The organism is Pedobacter sp. G11 (assembly GCF_003860265.1).
GTDB classification, from domain to species: domain Bacteria; phylum Bacteroidota; class Bacteroidia; order Sphingobacteriales; family Sphingobacteriaceae; genus Pedobacter; species Pedobacter agri.
In genome coordinates this window covers 3,036,311-3,054,433 of sequence record NZ_CP034190.1, presented here as the reverse complement: position 1 = coordinate 3,054,433, position 18,123 = coordinate 3,036,311, and the positions used below count along the sequence as shown (strand labels likewise).

Genomic DNA, 18,123 nt, shown 5'->3' with positions numbered 1-18,123 from the left:
AAAAAAAAGTTTAGTTACTCGGTAGAGGCGAGCTGCCCACATCGCCAATATTTATACAAAAGGGCACTTAAGAAAAATCTTAAATGCCCTTAATACTTTATTTTGTGAACAAATACGCTAATTCCACCCGCCGCCTAGCGAGCGATACAAACCTACCACCGCATTCAATTGTTCAGTTTTAATTGTGGTTAATTCCAGTTCGCTTTGCAGCAAATTACCTTGTGCAGTAATCACTTCTAAATAATTCGCCATGCCGCTTTTAAATAACAGACTTGCGTTTTTAGATGCTTGTTGTAAAGTCTGTGCCCTTTTCTCAGCGATGCTGTATTGGGTTTTCAACTTCTCCACTTTCGTTAATTCATCAGAAACCTCTCCTACTGCATTAATCACCGACTGACGAAACTGAATAACTGTCTTTTCTCTATCGATTTTAGCTAATTCCAAGTTAGATTTCAGCTGTCCTCGTTGAAAAATTGGCTGTGTGATACCGCCTGAAACTAAACCAAATAAAGATGCTGGAACACTAAACCAATTGCTGGCTTTGAATGAATTAATTCCACCACTTGCTGTAATTACTAATGAAGGATATAAACTCGCTTTCGCTACACCAACTTTAGCATTTGCAACGTTTAACGCTAACTCAGCAGATTTAATATCAGGTCTACGGCTTAGCAAAGCTGATGGAAAGCCAGCATTCAAATCCTGAGGAATGGCCATTTTATCTAAGCGACTCGAACGGTTAATCGCCTTTGGCAAAGTACCAATTAAAACGCTTAATGCATTTTCTTGTAAAGCTACATTTTGTTCCAAACGAGGAATTAGCTGTGCTGCATTTAATTGCTGTGCTTCTGCCTGTTGAATGGCTAAAGAAGTAACCTGACCTGCATCAAATTGTAAGTTGATAATTCTTAAAGTACTATCGTTCAGTTTCAGATTTTTCTTAGCAATTTCCAGTTGAGCATCAAGCATCAGGAGATTATAATAACCTTGTGCAACATTGGCCACCAAACGCGTTTGAACAGCCTTGCGGGCTTCTTCGGTTTGCAAAAAACTGGCTAAGGCGCCAGCTTTTTGATTGCGGATTTTCCCCCAGATATCGGCTTCCCAAAATACGCCAAGGTTGGCATTGTAATCTTCGATATGTGTGGAACCGGTAAATTGGTTTAAGCTTAGTCCGTTTAAACTGTTATCAGATGGGCGACTTGAACTTGCCGCCACCTGTAATTTCAGTTCAGGCAAATAACCCAATTTTGATTGTTTAAACAACACTTCAGCCGCATCTATATTCTTCAATGCAATTTGCATATCGTAATTCTTAACCAAAGCCGTATCAATTAAATTCTGTACGGTGAGGTCGTTAATAAAACTCTTCAAAGGCAAATCGCCTACGCTTGAAGAATCTTGTGGCACTGAATTTCTAAACATTTTTGGCGCTAAACTCTGTGGTAAAGCTAAATCTTTAGAAACTGAACATCCGCTCCAGATGATAGCTAAAAGCAGGATGCTTAAAATATTAAACCGTTTCATAAACTACATGATTTACAGGTTCTTCATGGTGATGATGAACAACCTCATTTGATTTTCTTGATATTTTTTCTTGTAATGCCTGGAAGAGGACAAAAAGTACCGGGATGATAAACAAACCTAAAATTACTCCAGAAACCATCCCTCCTGCTGCACCGATACTGATAGAGTGATTACCTTGTGCCGATGGACCTGTAGCGCCCATCATCGGGATTAAACCCACGATAAAGGCAAGCGAAGTCATAATAATCGGACGTAACCTTGATTTTGCTGCTTCCAAAGCTGATGCAACCAAAGGTTGTCCGCTACGTCTTCTTTGAACTGCAAATTCGACAATTAAAATCGCGTTTTTAGCGAGCAAACCGATGAGCATAATCAGTGCCACCTGAACGTAAATGTTATTTTGAATACCTGTTAGGCCAATCGCAACAAATACACCAAATATTCCGGCAGGGATTGATAAAATTACCGACAACGGTAAAATATAACTTTCATATTGTGCCGAAAGCAGGAAGTAAATAAATACCAGACACAACAGGAATATCACTGTCGATTGTCCACCTGAAGAGATTTCCTCGCGGGTTTGTCCGGAGAATTCATAACTATAACCTGACGGCAAATGTTGCTCTGCTACTTCTTCAATCGCTTTAATGGCCTGACCAGAACTAAAACCTGGTTTTGGAATTGCATTAATTGAAATCGAGTTGAACAGGTTATATCTTGATGCGGTTTCTGAACCGTAAATACGGCTTAATTTTACCAGCGTATTAATTGGCACCATTTCACCACGGTTGCTTTTCACAAAAACACGGTCGATGGATGATGGGTCTGCCCTATCCTGTACATCGGCCTGAACAACCACACGGTAATATTTACCGAATCGGTTAAAATCTGATGCCTGTGCACTACCAAAATAGGTCTGCATGGTTTGCAAAATATCTTTCACATTCACACCCAATTGGTCGGCTTTTTCATCGTTGATATCCAACTGCAACTGCGGATAATCTGCCTTAAAACTGGTAAAGGCAACTGCAATTTCCGGGCGTTTCATTAACTCGCCAATAAACTGTTGCGAAATGCCGCTGAATTTATCAAGTTTGCCACCGGTTTTATCCTGCAATACCATATCCAAAGCCTCTACATTACTGAAACCCGGAACGGTAGGGAAACTAAACACAAAGAAACTACCTCCGGAAATGCCACCCAAAGTACCACGAACCTGGTTCATAATTTCCTCGATATTTTTAACCTTACCACGCTCTTCATTCGGTTTCAACAGCACAAAAACCACAGCCGAAGATGGACTTGTTGAATTGGTTAGCAGGTTGAAGCCTGAAATCGCCGTCACATCTCTCGAGGCATCCAGTTTACTAAGCACATCCTCAGCTTGAGTCATTACCTTTTGGGTACCTTCTAACGATGTTCCTGATGGAGTATTTACGGCAATCGCGATAAAGCCCTGGTCTTCAGTTGGAATAAATCCTGCCGGAGTTGTTTTAACCATGAAAACTGTAGCCAAAGTAATAAAGGCTAAACCACCCATGCTTAACCATTTATGGCGAACAAGGAATTTCAAACCGCCAACGTAACGGTTGGTAAGGGAATTGAAACTGTGGTTAAATCCATTGAAAAATCTTTGCTTGAAGTTCGGTTTAACCTCAGGTTTTTCCCCATGTGAGGAATGGTTATCTTTTAAGAATAAAGCAGCAAGTGCCGGACTTAAAGTTAAAGCGTTAACCGCTGAAATTACAATCGCAATGGCCATCGTGAAAGCAAACTGGCGATAAAACACACCGGTTGAACCTTCCATAAAACCAACAGGCAGGAATACCGCAGCCATCACCAAAGTAATGGAAATAATGGCTCCAGTGATTTCATGCATGGCTTCATGTGTAGCCGCCTTCGGACCCAATCCTTTATGTTCCATCTTAGCATGCACCGCCTCGACGACCACAATCGCATCATCCACCACGATACCAATGGCCAGAATCAGAGCGAATAAGGTTAATAAGTTTATCGAGAAACCGAATAACTGCATAAAGAAAAACGTACCCAAAATAGCCACCGGAACGGCTATCGCCGGTATTAAAGTTGACCTGAAATCTTGCAGGAACAAAAACACTACAATAAAAACCAAAATAAAGGCTTCTACCAAAGTATGCTCTACCTGTTCTATCGATTGGTCTAACGCTACTTTTGTACTATAAAAAATGTTCTTTTTTATCCCTGCCGGAAAACTCTTTTCAGATTTCTCCATCATTTTATTAATCGCTACCTGGATATCGTTCGAGTTAGAGCCAGCCAGCTGAATGATACCGATTACAATCGCTTTTTTACCGTTGATACGCGTAATACTGTTGTAAGAATAAGCACCTAATTCTACACGGGCAACATCTTTAAGGTGTAAAATCGAACCGTCGGCATTGGCACGTATAGCGATATTTTCATATTCTTCTGGTTTGGTTAATTTACCTTTGTACTTAATTACGTATTCAAAAACTTCCTTACTTTTTTCCCCAAATTTACCAGGTGCTGCTTCCAGACTTTTATCCTGAATGGCTTTCATCACTTCATTAGGTGTAACTTTATAAGTTGTCATTTGCGTTGGATTTAACCAAACACGCATTGAATAATCTTTTACACCACCAAATATCGCTGCAGAGCCCACCCCCGGAATACGTTTAATCTCAGGAATGATATTGATTTGCGCATAATTGGCCACAAAAGTCTGGTCGTATTTCGATTCATCTTCGGTGTACATCCCAATGGCCATGATGAAACTGTTTTGTTGTTTGGCTGTGGTAACACCTTGCTGTACCACTTCAGCTGGCAGCTGACTGGTTGCCTGCGCCACACGGTTTTGAACATTAACCGCAGCCTGGTCGGCATTTGTACCCAGTTTAAAGAAAACAGTTATGGCCAACGAACCATCATTACTGGCTGTAGAACTCATGTAAGTCATGTTTTCTACACCGTTGATAGATTCTTCTAACGATGGTGCTACCGAACGTAAAACAGTTTCGGCATTTGCACCCGGATAAACCGCGGTAACCAAAACCGACGGTGGTGCAATATCAGGAAACTGTTGCAGAGGCAGTTTCGTTAAACCTAGTACACCCAATATTACCAACAAGATGGAGATTACGGTAGCCAGTACTGGTCTTTGTATAAATATCTTAAACATTATTTCTATTAATTTATTTTTGCTTTAGTCTCTCAGTTTTTACCATGTAAGGCATTTAAGAACAATTTTCGTCTTTCAACTTTTGACTTTCAACTTTTAACTTTTCAGCCTTAGTCATTGAACTTTCTGCTTTAGTCTTTCAGCTTTAATCTTTCTTCAAACTCGCTGCCTTATCAGTCGCTTTCTCAGGTGTAATCACTTGCCCTTCCTGCAAACGGTCTAAGCCGCTCAATACAATTTGGTCGCCAGATTTTACGCCATCTTTTACCAGATAATTGTTGCCACTTTTACCAATTACGGTAATTGGCATTTTGCTTACTTTATTGCCTTTATTTAGAGCAAAAACGAAAACCTTATCCTGCATTTCTACGGTTGCCGCCTGCGGAATCAGAATAGCATCATCATGTTGTAAACCCAAACGAACTTTGCCGGTATTACCAGAACGTAACACGCCATTTGCATTCGGGAAACTTGCTCTTAAAGTGATTGCGCCAGTATTTTTATCAAACTGACCATCAATCATATCGATTTTACCCTTAATTGGATAAGTGGTATTATCCGATAAAAGCAATTCAACAGCTGGTAAATGTTTTATTCTGTCCGCAGGAGATTTGCCAGGATAGTTTGCATTGAAGCTGTTAAAATCATTCTCCGCTAAAGAGAAATAAACATGCACTTCGTGGATGTCTGATAATTGTGTTAAAGCAGCCTGGTCAGTTGGCGCAACCAAACTTCCTTGTTTTTTAGGAATACGACCGATGTAACCACTTACCGTAGCCTTAACATTGGTATAACCTAAATTTATTTGAGCTGATGCAACACTTGCCTTAGCTTGCTCTGCATTCGCTTGCGCAATTTTATAAGCCGTTTTTGCAGTTTTTAACTGAAACTCAGAAACAACTTTATTCTGTACTAAAGGGGTCAGTTTATCAACTTCTAATTGAGCGTTTAAAATAGCAGCTTCAGCAGCATGCAAGCTGGCCTTTGCATTATTTAAAGCTTCACGGTAGGGATTTTCATTGATTTTGAAAAGTGTTTGTCCGGCACTTACATAAGCACCTTCGTTAACTAAAACGCTTTGCAAGTAACCACTAACCTGCGGACGAACATCAATATCAACAGCACCCTGAATGGCAGCAGGATAATCGATGTATGTAGTTTGTGAGCTTTCGCTAATCAAACTTACAGGTAAAACCGGCGGCGGTGGTGCAGCCGCAGATTGGTCTGGCGAAGATTTACAGCTTGCCAGTATTATGGAAAATGATAAAAAAATTAACAATGACTTAACATTATTAAACTGTTTAACAGTGTTAAGTAAAATAAACAAGCGATGGATAGCATTCATATGATTAAAAATTATAGTGGATTTAAAGATTATAAACTATTTAACACTGTTAAATAGATGGTAAAAAAATTTAGCTATTAATAGATAAAGTAATTCCTTTAATAGCGTCTTTTAAAATTTGTTGGTTAAGTTCGTCAGTAGTTCTTCCATTTGGTCTAACCAGGTTAATTGAAATTAAACCGTGAATAATCGACCAATAAGTGTAATACTTCATACAGATGTCGTTTTCTGATACTGGCTTTTTGATAAATAATGATTCAATCACATCACCCAGCATCGCCGAAACCTGTTCTGCTTCTTGCATTGAATTTTTTACAGTGCAGCAGACCATATCAACCCCATACATTAGTTGATAGAATTCTTTGTGAGAAAATGCAAAGTTCCAGTAGGCTACCCACATGGCTTCCATTTTATCTTCCGGGTTTTCATGTTTATCACGGGCCTCGCGAATATCTTTACCTAAAATCTGGTAACCTCTTTTGGTTAGCTCCAATAAAATGCCTTCTTTATTCGGGAAATATTCATAAATAATTGGCGCCGTGTATTCAATCTGGTCGGCAATTTTACGCATACTCAAAGCCTGCCACCCTTCCGTTTGAACAATGTTCAAGGCTGCATCCAAAATACTGGTTCTGGTTTCTTCTTTTAAACGTAGAATTCTTTCTTTACTTCCCATGATGTGGAATAACTAGTGATAAATAATCTAACACCGTTAAGCAAATGTATAACCAATTTAAAAATCAACAATCATTCTATTGTCAAATGAAATTTTGTCATGCTAAATATGAGTTTTAGATAGTTTACACGAGGTTTTTAAAAATAATTAATTTTCAGAAATATTTAAGTCGCATATAAAGAGCCTGACAGAATGATATTTTCTTTTGTTGGAAAGCACTATCTGTAGTTTTTTTGAAACAGCAGTCCCGCCCTTTATTGCAATCTTTTTGGCATATTGTTGCATCAATTATCGTCATTGCGAGGAGAAACGATGAAGCAATCTTTCTCACCAGAGCTACAAAAAGTATTTCCATTTCGGTCGGGTTTAGATAGCTTGGTAATTGCACTAACATATAAAACACCACTAACTTATAATATTAAGACCTAACGATGTCGGTGTCAGTCTGAGCCTGTCGAAGACATTTCTTATAGTGGAAAAACAAAATATATGTCCTTCGACAAGCTCAGGAAGACAATATTTTTGTTTTAAATTGGAAATGCTGAAAGCAATCTTCAAACAAAGCAGGAACTGCAAATCGCAGGGCTACTCCTCATCCCAAACAAAGCTTAGCATCAGTATGGTTGAATTGAAAAACTTTAAGATAAACTTTATATTCGCTTATGATTTATCGTGAAGCCAAAACAACCGACATCCCTCAAATACAAATTGTAAGACACACTGTAAAAGAAAATACTCTATCAAACCCTGCATTGGTTACAGACGCCGATTGTGAAGCATTCATTACACAACGTGGAAAAGGTTGGGTTTGCGAAGTTGACAATCAAAGTGTAGGTTTTTCTATTGTTGATTTACAAGAAAACAATATCTGGGCTTTATTTTTAAGGCCAGAATTTGAGGGCAAGGGAATTGGAAAAGAACTTCATCGCTTAATGATGGATTGGTACTTCTCTCAAACAAAAGAAACAGTTTGGCTTGGCACGGCACCAAATACAAAAGCAGAAAAGTTTTACCAATTACAAGGCTGGAAGCATGTAGGAATGGTTAATAAAGGCGAGGTAAAGTTTGAAATGCGTTATGAAGATTGGGTAAGATAATACGTTTACGTCATTGCGAGGCACGAAGCAATCTCTAATTAGTACTTTTCTAAAGTGGATTGCTTCGTACCTCGCAATGACGACCGTTTTAATTATAACGATAAAAGAGCATGTATTGACTTATATTTTCGTTTTACAGATTTGCACACGCCTAACTTAATTAGCCCCGACAAAGCGGAAAGCCCACAATGAAGCGCAGCGGAATGAGGACTTAAAGCGGTGGCGGGACTGTGGTGACCCAAGAAACACAGGTACTGCGCTTCAAAATATTTATCGTTGCAAGACTAAAAACCATCTTTTGTATAGAAATGGCTTCGAATCTTGCAATGAGGGGAACACACCTAACCCTTAAACTTCTTCATAAAACTACTCACACTTTCCTGAATATTTCCATCTTCAATCGCTTTTACGAATGCTGTTCCTATAATGGCTCCATCTGCATAAGAACATGCTTTATCGAACGTTTTTTTATCGCTGATACCGAAACCGATCATGGTTGGGTTTTTCAGATTCATGTTCTTAATTCTGCCAAAGTATGTTTCCGTAGTATCCCCTACTTCAAGGTTTTTACCTGTTGTTGCCGATGAAGATAACAGATAAATAAATCCGTTGGTTAAGCTATCGATTTTATGAATGCGTTCTTCAGCCGTTTGCGGGGTAATTAAAAACACATTACTCAAATTATGCTCCTCGAAACAACCTTTATAAAACTCTTCGTATTCTACCATCGGTAAATCCGGAACGATGCAACCATCTACACCAACTTCAGCACAAGCTTTACAGAAATTTTCTACTCCGAATTGCAAAACGGGATTTACATAACCCATCAACAAAACCGGAATGGTGACGTTTTTACGCAAGTCTTTCAATTGCTCAAAAAGTAGCTTCAAAGTCATGCCCTGGTCTAAAGATTTTTTGCTGCTAGCCTGTATCACCGGACCATCGGCAACAGGGTCTGAGTACGGAAATCCAATTTCCAACATGTCTGCACCCGATTTCTCTAAAGCCTCGGCAATCTCGATAGTATCCCCAATGTTTGGATAACCGGCGGTATAATAAATTGATAATATATTTTTCTTCGTTTCGAAGAGTTGTTTGATTCTGTTCATATAACCCCAACCCCTAAAGGGGCTTTAATTGTTTATAAAAAACCACGCTAAAAAGTCCCCTTTAGGGGATTTAGGGGTTATAAATTAAAATATTTAATATAGGTATCCAAATCCTTATCACCTCTACCCGACAAGCAAACTACTACATTTTCGCCACCTTTAAACTTCATTTTTTCGAGGTAAGCCAATGCGTGTGCACTTTCAATTGCAGGAATAATGCCTTCTAATTGAGTAAGTAATAAGCCTGCATCTAAACTTTCTTCATCAGTAATGGAAACATATTCACCACGACCGGTTTTAAATAGGTGTGCATGTTGAGGGCCAATTCCCGGATAATCCAAACCTGCTGAAACCGAATGCGGTTCTACTACCTGACCATCTTCTGTCTGCATTAAAATACTTCGGCTACCATGTAAAACACCTTCTTTACCCAGATAAGTGGTTGCTGCAGAAAACCCGCTTGAAACCCCTTTTCCAGCAGCTTCAACGGCGATGAGTTTCACATCTTCATCATCCATAAAATGATAAAACATACCCATGGCGTTGCTACCACCACCCACGCAAGCTAAAACATAATCAGGCTGGTCGTTTCCAGTTTGCGCTATTAGCTGCTTTTTAGTTTCTTCAGAAATGATGGATTGAAAAATCGCTACCATATCTGGATAAGGATGCGGGCCAACCACAGAACCGATAATATAATGTGTATCAACAGGGTTATTAATCCAGTCACGCATGGCTTCATTAGTTGCATCTTTTAAGGTTTTACTACCAGAACTTGCCGGAACAACCTTTGCGCCTAACATTTTCATGCGGGCAACATTTGGCGCTTGTCGCTCAATATCGACTTCGCCCATGTAAATTACACATTCCAGGTTACGCAATGCACAAACGGTAGCCGTTGCTACACCATGCTGACCAGCACCTGTTTCGGCGATGATTCTTTTCTTGCCTAACTTTTCCGCCAGCAAAATCTGTCCGATGGTATTGTTAATTTTATGTGCTCCGGTATGGTTCAAATCTTCCCTCTTTAGGAAAATATTCGCACCATATCTTTCAGATAACCGATTCGCTAAATATAATGGCGACGGGCGACCCACGTAATCTTTTAATAATTGATGAAATTCTTTCTGAAAATCGGCATCATCAATAATCTTCAAGTAGTTTTGACGCAATTCTTCTACGTTTGGATAAAGCATCTCTGGGATGTATGCTCCACCAAAATCACCGTAATATCCTTTTTCGTTTACTTTGTATTTCATATTTATTTTATTATCCAAGCGTTGAAACCGATGGTAATGAATGATCAAATCTTTTATTATTTGCTGTCACATTGCGCTTATAGAAATACATTAATTTCTTCGACAAGCTCAGAATGACAAGCTATTTATGAGGCAAGAAGAATCTGTTAATTATTGACAACAGGTTTTCATCACTTACAGATACTTTGTGCCTCAGTATTACAGTGTGGTATTCAATTTTACAACAAATGCCTTAATCTTCTCTACATCCTTAACACCTGGCTCAGTTTCAAATCGGCTATTTATATCTAACGCATATAACCGCTCATCTTTTATTGTTGAAATGGCTTCTGCATGTTCCAAATCAATCCCCCCACTTAAAAAGTAAGGTTTATCGTATTTATAATCTTCTAAAATTTTCCAGTCGAATGTCTTTCCTGAACCGCCGTGTGCTTTTGTCTTCGTATCGAACAGGAAATAATCTACCACGTCCATATAATCCTTCAGCTGAGTAAAATCAAATTCTTCATCTACACCAAAAGCCTTAATGACTTCCAAACTTGAAAAAGTAGATTTTAATTCGCTGCAATATTCTGTCGACTCACTTCCATGTAATTGAACAGCTTTTAACTGATTTAGATTTACTTTTTTCTTAATAGTTTCCAAATCTTCATTTACGAATACACCAACTGTTTTGATTTCTGATGGAATATATTTAATTAACTCTGCCGAAACATCACTAATAAATCTTGGCGATTTCTCATAAAATATGAATCCCAAATAGTCAGGTTGGAGGCTCGCAACAGCAGCAATGTTCGCCGCGAACTTCATTCCGCACACCTTTAATTTTAAACCATTCATCAGGCTACTAATTTTTTAAAGCTTTCTAACGCTTTTTTACTCATTAAAGATTCTTCAGCTTCGTAAAAGCAATCTGCAAAAGTCGCACTTGGCTTAATGGTTTTTATGGCTAAAGCCGAGTTACAAAGCACCACATTGTTTTGAACATCCGTTGCTTCGCCATTTAGTACATTCATAAAGATTTTAGCTGATGATTCTACCGTATCGCCACCTTTAATATCGTTCACTGCAACCTTATCAAAGCCCATATCATTCAAAGTTAAAATGCTCTCGCCTTTGTTATTAAATGTTTTCACATCGCAGGTAAGTGAAATTTCATCATAACCTTCCAGTGCATGCACAATGGTATAGCTTTTAGTCGTATCCTGATATAAATAATTGTATAAACGAGCAAGTTCCAGGCTGAAAACGCCAACCATCTGATATTTCGGTTGTGATGGATTAACCATCGGACCTAACATATTAAAGAAAGTTTTAATCCCTAAATCTTTTCGTATTGGTGCTACTATTTTCATAGCCGGGTTAAAAAGCGGTGCATGTAAAAAGCAAATTCCTGCCGTATCAAGGTTACGCTTTAAAACATCCTGATCGTTTGTAAAAGAATAGCCTAAGTATTCCATTACGTTTGAAGAACCGCAGCCCGAAGAAACACCATAATTTCCATGTTTTGCCACTTTATGGCCGGCGCCGGCCACTACAAAAGAGGAAAGCGTAGAAATATTGAACGTATCTTTTCCATCGCCGCCAGTACCACAAAGGTCAATTAATTCGAAATCAGAAAAGTCAGTTTTAACACCTAAATCCAACATCGCATCTCTAAAACCTTGCAACTCTTGCACCGTAATATTACGCATGGCGTAAGCCGTAATAAATGCCGCAATTTGAGAAGAATTAAATTCACCCTGTGATATAGAAATCAGGATGCTTTTAGCCTCTTCCCTACTGAAACTCTTGTTTTCGAATAAATGGTTCAATATCTTTTTCATACTAATTTTCCCGAAAGCCCATAAAAAAAGGATTGCTTTTTGGGCAATCCTTTTCATCGTTTATAAAATATTTTAAAATATATAACAACAGAATTTGCCTAACGAATTTCGTTATGCCACCACCAATTGTTATTTAAGTTTTTAATAATCATTTTTGTATGAACAAATATTGATATACTTTTTTATAATTCCAAAATCTTTCTAAAATATATGGCTTTTTTCAAAAGAAAAGTTCAATTCAATGATGATTTAGGTTTCGGCTCTGTTCCGGTAATCAAAAATCAACGCGTATTAAATACTGATGGCACACCAAATATTGAGCGTACTGGCTTACCTTGGTTCAAATTCGACGATACCTATACCCGTTTGGTAACCATGAGCTGGACCAGATTTTTCCTGGTCATTTTAACTGCATACCTCATCGTAAACACCATTTTTGCGGTTGCCTACAACATTATCGGAATTGAAAATTTGGATGGCGCAAAAGGTACAACCTTGCGTGACCAGTTTTTCGATGCATTCTTTTTCTCGGCCCAAACCATTTCAACCGTAGGTTATGGACATATTTCACCGCAAGGTTTTATCACAAGCGTACTCGCCGCTTTCGAGAGTATGTTGGGTTTACTGGCTTTTGCATTAGCAACTGGGCTACTGTATGGTCGTTTCAGCAGACCAACATCAAAGGTATCTTTTAGTAAAAAGATGGTTGTTGCGCCCTACCAAAACCACACAGGTTTAATGTGTCGATTAGTAAATTTGCGAAAAAATTCTTTAATAGATGTAGAAGCACAGATGTATATGACGTTTAATGAAACCGTTGATGGGAAACTAAAACGGAGCTTTTACCCACTGCAACTGGAACGAAGTAAAATTAGCATGCTCTCGCTGAACTGGACATTGGTGCATCCAATTAATGAAGATAGCCCAATTTTCGAAAAAAGCCTTGCAGAATTAACCCTTGCAGAGGTAGAGATTTTCGTAATTTTAACTGCTTTTGATGATACTTTTGCACAAACCATTCATACCCGTACCAGCTATCAGGATGAGGATATTGAGTGGAATGCAAAATTTAAGATTATGCATTATCACAATGAAGAAGGCAAAATGGTAATGGACTATAGCTTATTTGACCGAACGGAAAAGGTAGTGATCGGTTAAACACAAAGTGTTTTATGCTAATCTCGGAAGATTTAAAACCTTTTATGACTACGTGAACTTGTTAATAAATTCCACAATTGCTTTATACAAACCGTTGGATCCAAATATCATCTGGCTTATCATTGGCACATGACTTTTACCATTTACTTCGTTAATTTCTACAGCGACCTTATTGGCTTTCAGTTTTTCATATAACCTTGGGGTTTGTATTTTAATGGCGCCGTAAGTTTTCCCGCCGTAAAAAAGCAAATGTGGGTTTTTGATATTATTTACATATTCTAACGGCGAAGCTTTTTGCCAAACTGCAGGCTGATCGGTAAAAGTTCTTAAGAAATCATAATAATAATTGTCCTTTTCTGCTGATGTTAAATACTCAAAAATATCTAAGCCAAAAGGGTCATTCAGAATCATTCCCCTAATTGGATTTTTAATCCCAGCTTGCTGAAAGTATTGTGGGTCGGCATTGATTAATTCGCCCAGGTGTGCACCAGCGGAATGCCCCATCACAAAGATTTTATCGCCACTGGCCTGATAATTTTCAATATTTTCCTTAACCCATTTTACTGCTAGAGCACAATCTCCAGCCATTTTTTCATATTGAGCCGAGGGTGCTAATGGATAATTGATAATTACAGTTACAATACCTTTTCTTGCAAAATTTCTACCCAACCACCAATACGTTTCCTTTTTACCACTGCTCCAGGACCCGCCATGAATAAAAACCAAAACTGGTTTATTCGCTATTCCATCGCTTTTATAAAAAATGTTTAGTGTATTTTTAACTTCGGTATTGCCAGCGTAGTTAATATTTTTAGCTGTTTTTACCTGCGCAGAAGATAAAATAGTTTGGAATAAGAGCATTATTGGTAACAGTTTCTTAAGCATATTGAAGCTTTTTCTTTTCAACAATAAATTAACGAAATTGTTGGGGTAGCGGATTTTCTTAAAATAAGTGATGGATGATGGAAGATAGAAAATGGATAATGGATAATGAATCATAAAGCCATCACGTATCCTACATCAAACATCTCAACCGATATTTAAAATTCCATTTTCCATGTTACATCTTACATTTAATCTTTATGCTTTTATCAATGGGTTTTTCTCTTTTGCAAACAAATTGAAAACCTTTTGATCTACAAAAGCTGGAAATAACTTATTCATCCACACGGCTAACTTCCCTTGCCCCGTCATGATTAAAGTACGTTTACGCTTTTCAATGCCGTTGGCGATGATATTGGCTACTTCCTCTGATGTCATCATTTTGCCCTCATCCATGCTGGTTTCGCCATGTGCTGCCCCATCTTTCGAAAGCGCAGTAACTCTGATATTAGAAGCGGTAAATCCCGGGCAAGCCACCAAAACATTTACACCGGTTTTTAAAAGTTCAGTACGTAATGATTCCATAAAGCCATTCATGGCAAATTTAGAAGCCGAATAACCTGTTCTTCCTGGCAAACCACGATAACCTGCGATAGAAGAAATTCCAACTACCGTTCCTTTGGTTTTTAGGATCTCAGGCAAGGCGTATTTTGTGCAATATACTGTTCCCCAAAAGTTTACATCCATCAGGTTTTTTAATACTGATAAATCTAAATCATTGAATAAGGCACGCATGGATAGCCCAGCATTGTTCACCAGGACATCAATCTTTTGAAAAGAAACCAAGGTTTGTTTAATAATCAATTCGCAATCCGCTTCCTTACTTACATCTGCTTGAACAGCTACAGCTCGGATGCCATACTCTTTCTCCAGGTTAGCTGTGATTTCGCAAAGGGTAACATACTGACGGGCAGCCAAAACCAGATTCGCACCACGCCTGGCGAATTCTTCTGCGCAGGCTTTTCCGATTCCGCTTGATGCACCTGTAATGATGATGACTTTATTTTTTAAATCCATTTTGTTTAAGTATAAATAGCAAGACCTGATCCTTATTGTAATTGTGTATTAAAATAACTGCTTGCTTTGGCTACCTGATCTGTGTTTATGATGTCGGCACCTAAATCATACAATAATTTCCAGGAGGCCTGATGATCTGGAGCACCCCAAAAGCGAAAAGGCTTCCCTATTTCATGCGCATGATCAATTAAAGCTTTTAACCGAGCTTTGTCTGTTTCCGTAATCTTGCCAACACCTTTCCATTTTGAATATTTAGCAAAATTATCGCTGATCATCGTGATCTTTTTTAAATCTGTTGAGCGATAATTTACATCTGGCAAACCGTCAAAACTTACTACATTAAAAGAATGAAAAGTAGAATCTGGCGGACGGTTACCACTGATGACAATGGTGATTTTTTTATTTCCTTTAGATAAATATCGTTTAAAAGGTTTTAAAGTCTTTTCTAACACAGGGTAAGTTATTGCCCAGCTATCTTTGAAATCAATCATCAGCTGAAAACTATAAAATTCTTTTGTTTGATATAGTGCAGCAATTGGTTTTAGGTAAAGCTTTTCCAGCGTATTTCCAGCCTTAATTTCCTTTTTGCTGTGTGCTACGATTAAAGAATCGCCCACTACAAAAACATCTGCCTCGATAGAAAATGCTTTATTTGCTACCGCATCGTAAAATGGCTTTAAATGAGTGTAGTCGTTGTGCGAATGGATTTTAACTTGCGCATTTGAATCGAAAGTTAAAATCAGCAAACAAAAAAATACTATAATTTGCTTCGCCATTATTTCATCATTGCATTTTCATAAGGCACACGGGTAACAATTGAGCGGCCGAGTGTAATTTCATCCGTATATTCCAGTTCTCCACCAAAAGCGATTCCTCTTGCAATGGTAGTAATTGGAATGTTGAATTCTTTTAATCTTTTATACAGGTAAAACAAAGTGGTGTCACCTTCCATATTTGGGCTCAAAGCCAAAATCACTTCCTTTATCCCACCGGTAGAAACCCGCTGAACTAACCCATCGATGTATAAATCTGTAGGACCTATTCCATCCATGGGCGAAATTAATCCTCCGAGCACATGGTATACACCGAAATACTGACCTGTATTTTCAATTGCCATTACGTCGCGGGTATCTTCCACCACGCAAATCGTTTCCTTATCCCGCTTATGCGAGGTGCAGATTTCACAAATGGTATGATCAGAAATATTATAGCAAACACTGCAATTCTTAATTTGCTGTTTTAGCTTAATCAAAGTATTTCCAAACTGGTTAACCTCCTCCTGTTCTTTATTTAACAGATGTAAAACTAGTCTTAACGCTGTTTTTTGCCCTACACCTGGTAATTTCGAAAATTCGTTTACCGCATCTTCCAGCAGTTTGGATGAAAAATTCATGATGCAAAAATATGAAATAGTTGTTTGGTTTTTTAGTGCTTTGGTTTTTTAGTTATTTTGTATCTGAACCAAAAAACTAACAATTTAACCAGCCAAACAACTAATATTAATTTCTTACATTTATCAGCTTAAAACCAAATTATGTCACCAACTATACTATTATGCTTTTTAATCGGCTACTTTTTATTGCTGATTATTATTTCATTTGTCACTTCTAAAGATTCATCTGATAATAACTCATTTTTTGTTGCCAATAGAAATTCAAAATGGTACTTGGTAGCCTTTGGAATGATTGGCACAGCGCTTTCTGGCGTTACATTTATTTCAGTTCCTGGAGAAGTTGGTGCCCCGGCAGGTAATCAGTTTCAGTATTTTCAATTTGTTTTGGGGAATGCGGTTGGCTTCATTATTATCTGTACCGTATTGCTTCCGCTTTATTACCGGATGAGATTAACATCCATTTACAGCTACATAGAACAACGTTTAGGTTATTATAGCTACAAAACTGCGGCATCGATATTTTTGCTGAGCAGAACCCTGGGTTCAGCCACCAGACTTTATTTAGTAGTTATTGTTCTGCAACGTTTCATATTTGATAATTATGGTGTTCCATTCTGGTTAACCGTATTAATTTCGCTTGCATTAATCTGGTCGTACACCTTTAAGGGCGGTTTAAAAACCATCATCATTACCGATACACTGCAAACATTCTTTTTAGTGCTTTCGGTTTTCCTGACGATTTATTTTATCTGCAACAGCCTAAACTTTAGTATTCCTCAGGCGTTTGAAACCATTAAAGACAGTAGTTATTCTAAAATATTTTTCTGGGATGATTTCTTAACCAATAAATGGTATTTCAGTAAACAATTTATTGGCGGTATTTTCGTAACCATTGCAATGACGGGTTTAGACCAGGATTTGATGCAGAAAAACCTGAGTATGAGCACCATCAAAGAGGCACAGAAAAATATGTTCACTTTTACTGGTGTGTTTGTAGTACTAAATGTATTTTTCCTGAGCGTTGGTGCTTTATTGTATATTTTCGCTGCAAAAAATGGAATCGATATCCCTTTAGATCACATCACCGGAAAGCCTAGAACCGATTTACTCTTCCCAGAAATTGCTTTGAACAACCTCGGTGCAGTGCCCGCAATTATATTTATGCTAGGCTTAACAGCTGCTACCTTTGCTACTACAGACTCAGCCCTGACGGCATTAACAACATCTTTTTGTGTCGACTTCTTAGGCATGGATAAAAAAGAAAATATTAATGCGGAAAATGCTGTTAAAAAACGCCATACCGTTCACATTACATTTTCTATTCTGATGTTTTTGGTAATTATTGTAATAAATGCGCTGAACAGTTCATCAGTTGTGAGTTTGATTTTTACAATCGCGTCATACACTTATGGACCACTTTTAGGCCTTTATAGTTTTGGTTTATTTGTAAAAAACAGAGGTTTACGCGATAAATTAGTTCCAATTATTTGCATTTTATCGCCTTTTTTATGTTACTTGCTTTCAAGCTATTCCAAAGAAATATTGGGTGGATATGTTTTTAGTGTCGAACTGATTTTGATTAACGGTTTGATCACCTTTATCGGTTTGCTCTTCATCAGCAAAAAAACTGATGCGCAAACTAAATTTTAATAT

The 18,123-nt window shown here is 38.0% G+C and carries 15 protein-coding genes; 3 read left to right on the top strand and 12 right to left on the bottom strand.

Annotated elements, in window-relative coordinates:
- Window positions 1-117: 117 nt before the first annotated feature.
- From EA772_RS13340 to EA772_RS13325, 4 genes are all read right to left on the bottom strand, one after another.
- Window positions 118-1,527 carry a TolC family protein gene (locus EA772_RS13340; protein WP_124913643.1) on the bottom strand — a complete coding sequence of 470 codons (1,410 nt, stop codon included), beginning with the start codon at window positions 1,525-1,527 and terminating at the stop codon, window positions 118-120.
- Window positions 1,514-4,708 carry an efflux RND transporter permease subunit gene (locus EA772_RS13335; protein ID WP_124913642.1) on the bottom strand — a complete coding sequence of 1,065 codons (3,195 nt, stop codon included), beginning with the start codon at window positions 4,706-4,708 and terminating at the stop codon, window positions 1,514-1,516. The genes EA772_RS13340 and EA772_RS13335 overlap by 14 nt, the downstream gene beginning before the upstream one ends.
- A gap of 145 nt (window positions 4,709-4,853) precedes the next feature.
- The gene (locus EA772_RS13330; protein ID WP_116170039.1) at window positions 4,854-6,053 is read right to left on the bottom strand and encodes an efflux RND transporter periplasmic adaptor subunit; all 1,200 of its coding nucleotides are present in this window, start codon (window positions 6,051-6,053) and stop codon (window positions 4,854-4,856) included.
- Between the two features lie 70 nt (window positions 6,054-6,123).
- Window positions 6,124-6,729 (bottom strand): TetR/AcrR family transcriptional regulator, encoded by a 606-nt coding sequence (locus EA772_RS13325; protein ID WP_124913641.1) that lies wholly within the window; start codon window positions 6,727-6,729, stop codon window positions 6,124-6,126.
- A 662-nt stretch (window positions 6,730-7,391) separates the two neighbouring features.
- Here EA772_RS13325 and EA772_RS13320 point away from each other — a divergent pair.
- Window positions 7,392-7,826, top strand: a complete 435-nt coding sequence (locus EA772_RS13320) for a GNAT family N-acetyltransferase (protein WP_124913640.1) — start codon at window positions 7,392-7,394, stop codon at window positions 7,824-7,826.
- Between the two features lie 341 nt (window positions 7,827-8,167).
- On the opposite strand, the gene trpA is transcribed toward EA772_RS13320, so the two are convergent.
- The 4 genes from trpA to trpD all read right to left on the bottom strand — a co-directional run bounded on the left by trpA (window position 8,168) and on the right by trpD (window position 12,020).
- Window positions 8,168-8,935 carry a tryptophan synthase subunit alpha gene (gene trpA / locus EA772_RS13315; protein WP_124913639.1) on the bottom strand — a complete coding sequence of 256 codons (768 nt, stop codon included), beginning with the start codon at window positions 8,933-8,935 and terminating at the stop codon, window positions 8,168-8,170.
- Window positions 8,936-9,012: 77 nt separating this feature from the next.
- Window positions 9,013-10,194, bottom strand: coding sequence for a tryptophan synthase subunit beta (gene trpB, locus EA772_RS13310; RefSeq protein ID WP_116170035.1), 1,182 nt, complete (start codon window positions 10,192-10,194; stop codon window positions 9,013-9,015).
- Window positions 10,195-10,392: 198 nt separating this feature from the next.
- Window positions 10,393-11,034: a phosphoribosylanthranilate isomerase gene (locus EA772_RS13305; protein WP_124913638.1), complete on the bottom strand. Its 642-nt coding sequence runs from the start codon at window positions 11,032-11,034 to the stop codon at window positions 10,393-10,395.
- Window positions 11,034-12,020, bottom strand: coding sequence for an anthranilate phosphoribosyltransferase (gene trpD, locus EA772_RS13300; RefSeq protein ID WP_116170266.1), 987 nt, complete (start codon window positions 12,018-12,020; stop codon window positions 11,034-11,036). Before trpD ends, EA772_RS13305 begins: the two co-directional genes overlap by 1 nt.
- A 210-nt stretch (window positions 12,021-12,230) precedes the next feature.
- Between trpD and EA772_RS13295 the strand changes: the two genes are divergently transcribed.
- Complete coding sequence (locus EA772_RS13295) at window positions 12,231-13,178, top strand: ion channel (RefSeq protein ID WP_124913637.1); 948 nt, start codon at window positions 12,231-12,233, stop codon at window positions 13,176-13,178.
- A 48-nt stretch (window positions 13,179-13,226) separates the two neighbouring features.
- Here EA772_RS13295 and EA772_RS13290 read toward each other — a convergent pair whose 3' ends face one another.
- The 4 genes from EA772_RS13290 to recR all read right to left on the bottom strand — a co-directional run bounded on the left by EA772_RS13290 (window position 13,227) and on the right by recR (window position 16,470).
- Window positions 13,227-14,063, bottom strand: coding sequence for an alpha/beta hydrolase (locus EA772_RS13290; protein WP_124913636.1), 837 nt, complete (start codon window positions 14,061-14,063; stop codon window positions 13,227-13,229).
- 195 nt (window positions 14,064-14,258) lie between these two features.
- On the bottom strand, window positions 14,259-15,077 hold the full coding sequence (locus EA772_RS13285) for an SDR family oxidoreductase (RefSeq protein ID WP_124913635.1): 819 nt from the start codon (window positions 15,075-15,077) through the stop codon (window positions 14,259-14,261).
- A 32-nt stretch (window positions 15,078-15,109) separates the two neighbouring features.
- Window positions 15,110-15,853 carry a phosphatidylinositol-specific phospholipase C/glycerophosphodiester phosphodiesterase family protein gene (locus EA772_RS13280; protein WP_124913634.1) on the bottom strand — a complete coding sequence of 248 codons (744 nt, stop codon included), beginning with the start codon at window positions 15,851-15,853 and terminating at the stop codon, window positions 15,110-15,112.
- Complete coding sequence (gene recR, locus EA772_RS13275) at window positions 15,853-16,470, bottom strand: recombination mediator RecR (RefSeq protein WP_124913633.1); 618 nt, start codon at window positions 16,468-16,470, stop codon at window positions 15,853-15,855. The genes EA772_RS13280 and recR overlap by 1 nt, the downstream gene beginning before the upstream one ends.
- Before the next feature lie 141 nt (window positions 16,471-16,611).
- Here recR and EA772_RS13270 point away from each other — a divergent pair, with 141 nt between their 5' ends.
- Window positions 16,612-18,120 (top strand): sodium:solute symporter, encoded by a 1,509-nt coding sequence (locus EA772_RS13270; protein ID WP_124913632.1) that lies wholly within the window; start codon window positions 16,612-16,614, stop codon window positions 18,118-18,120.
- The last annotated feature ends 3 nt before the right edge of the window (window positions 18,121-18,123 follow it).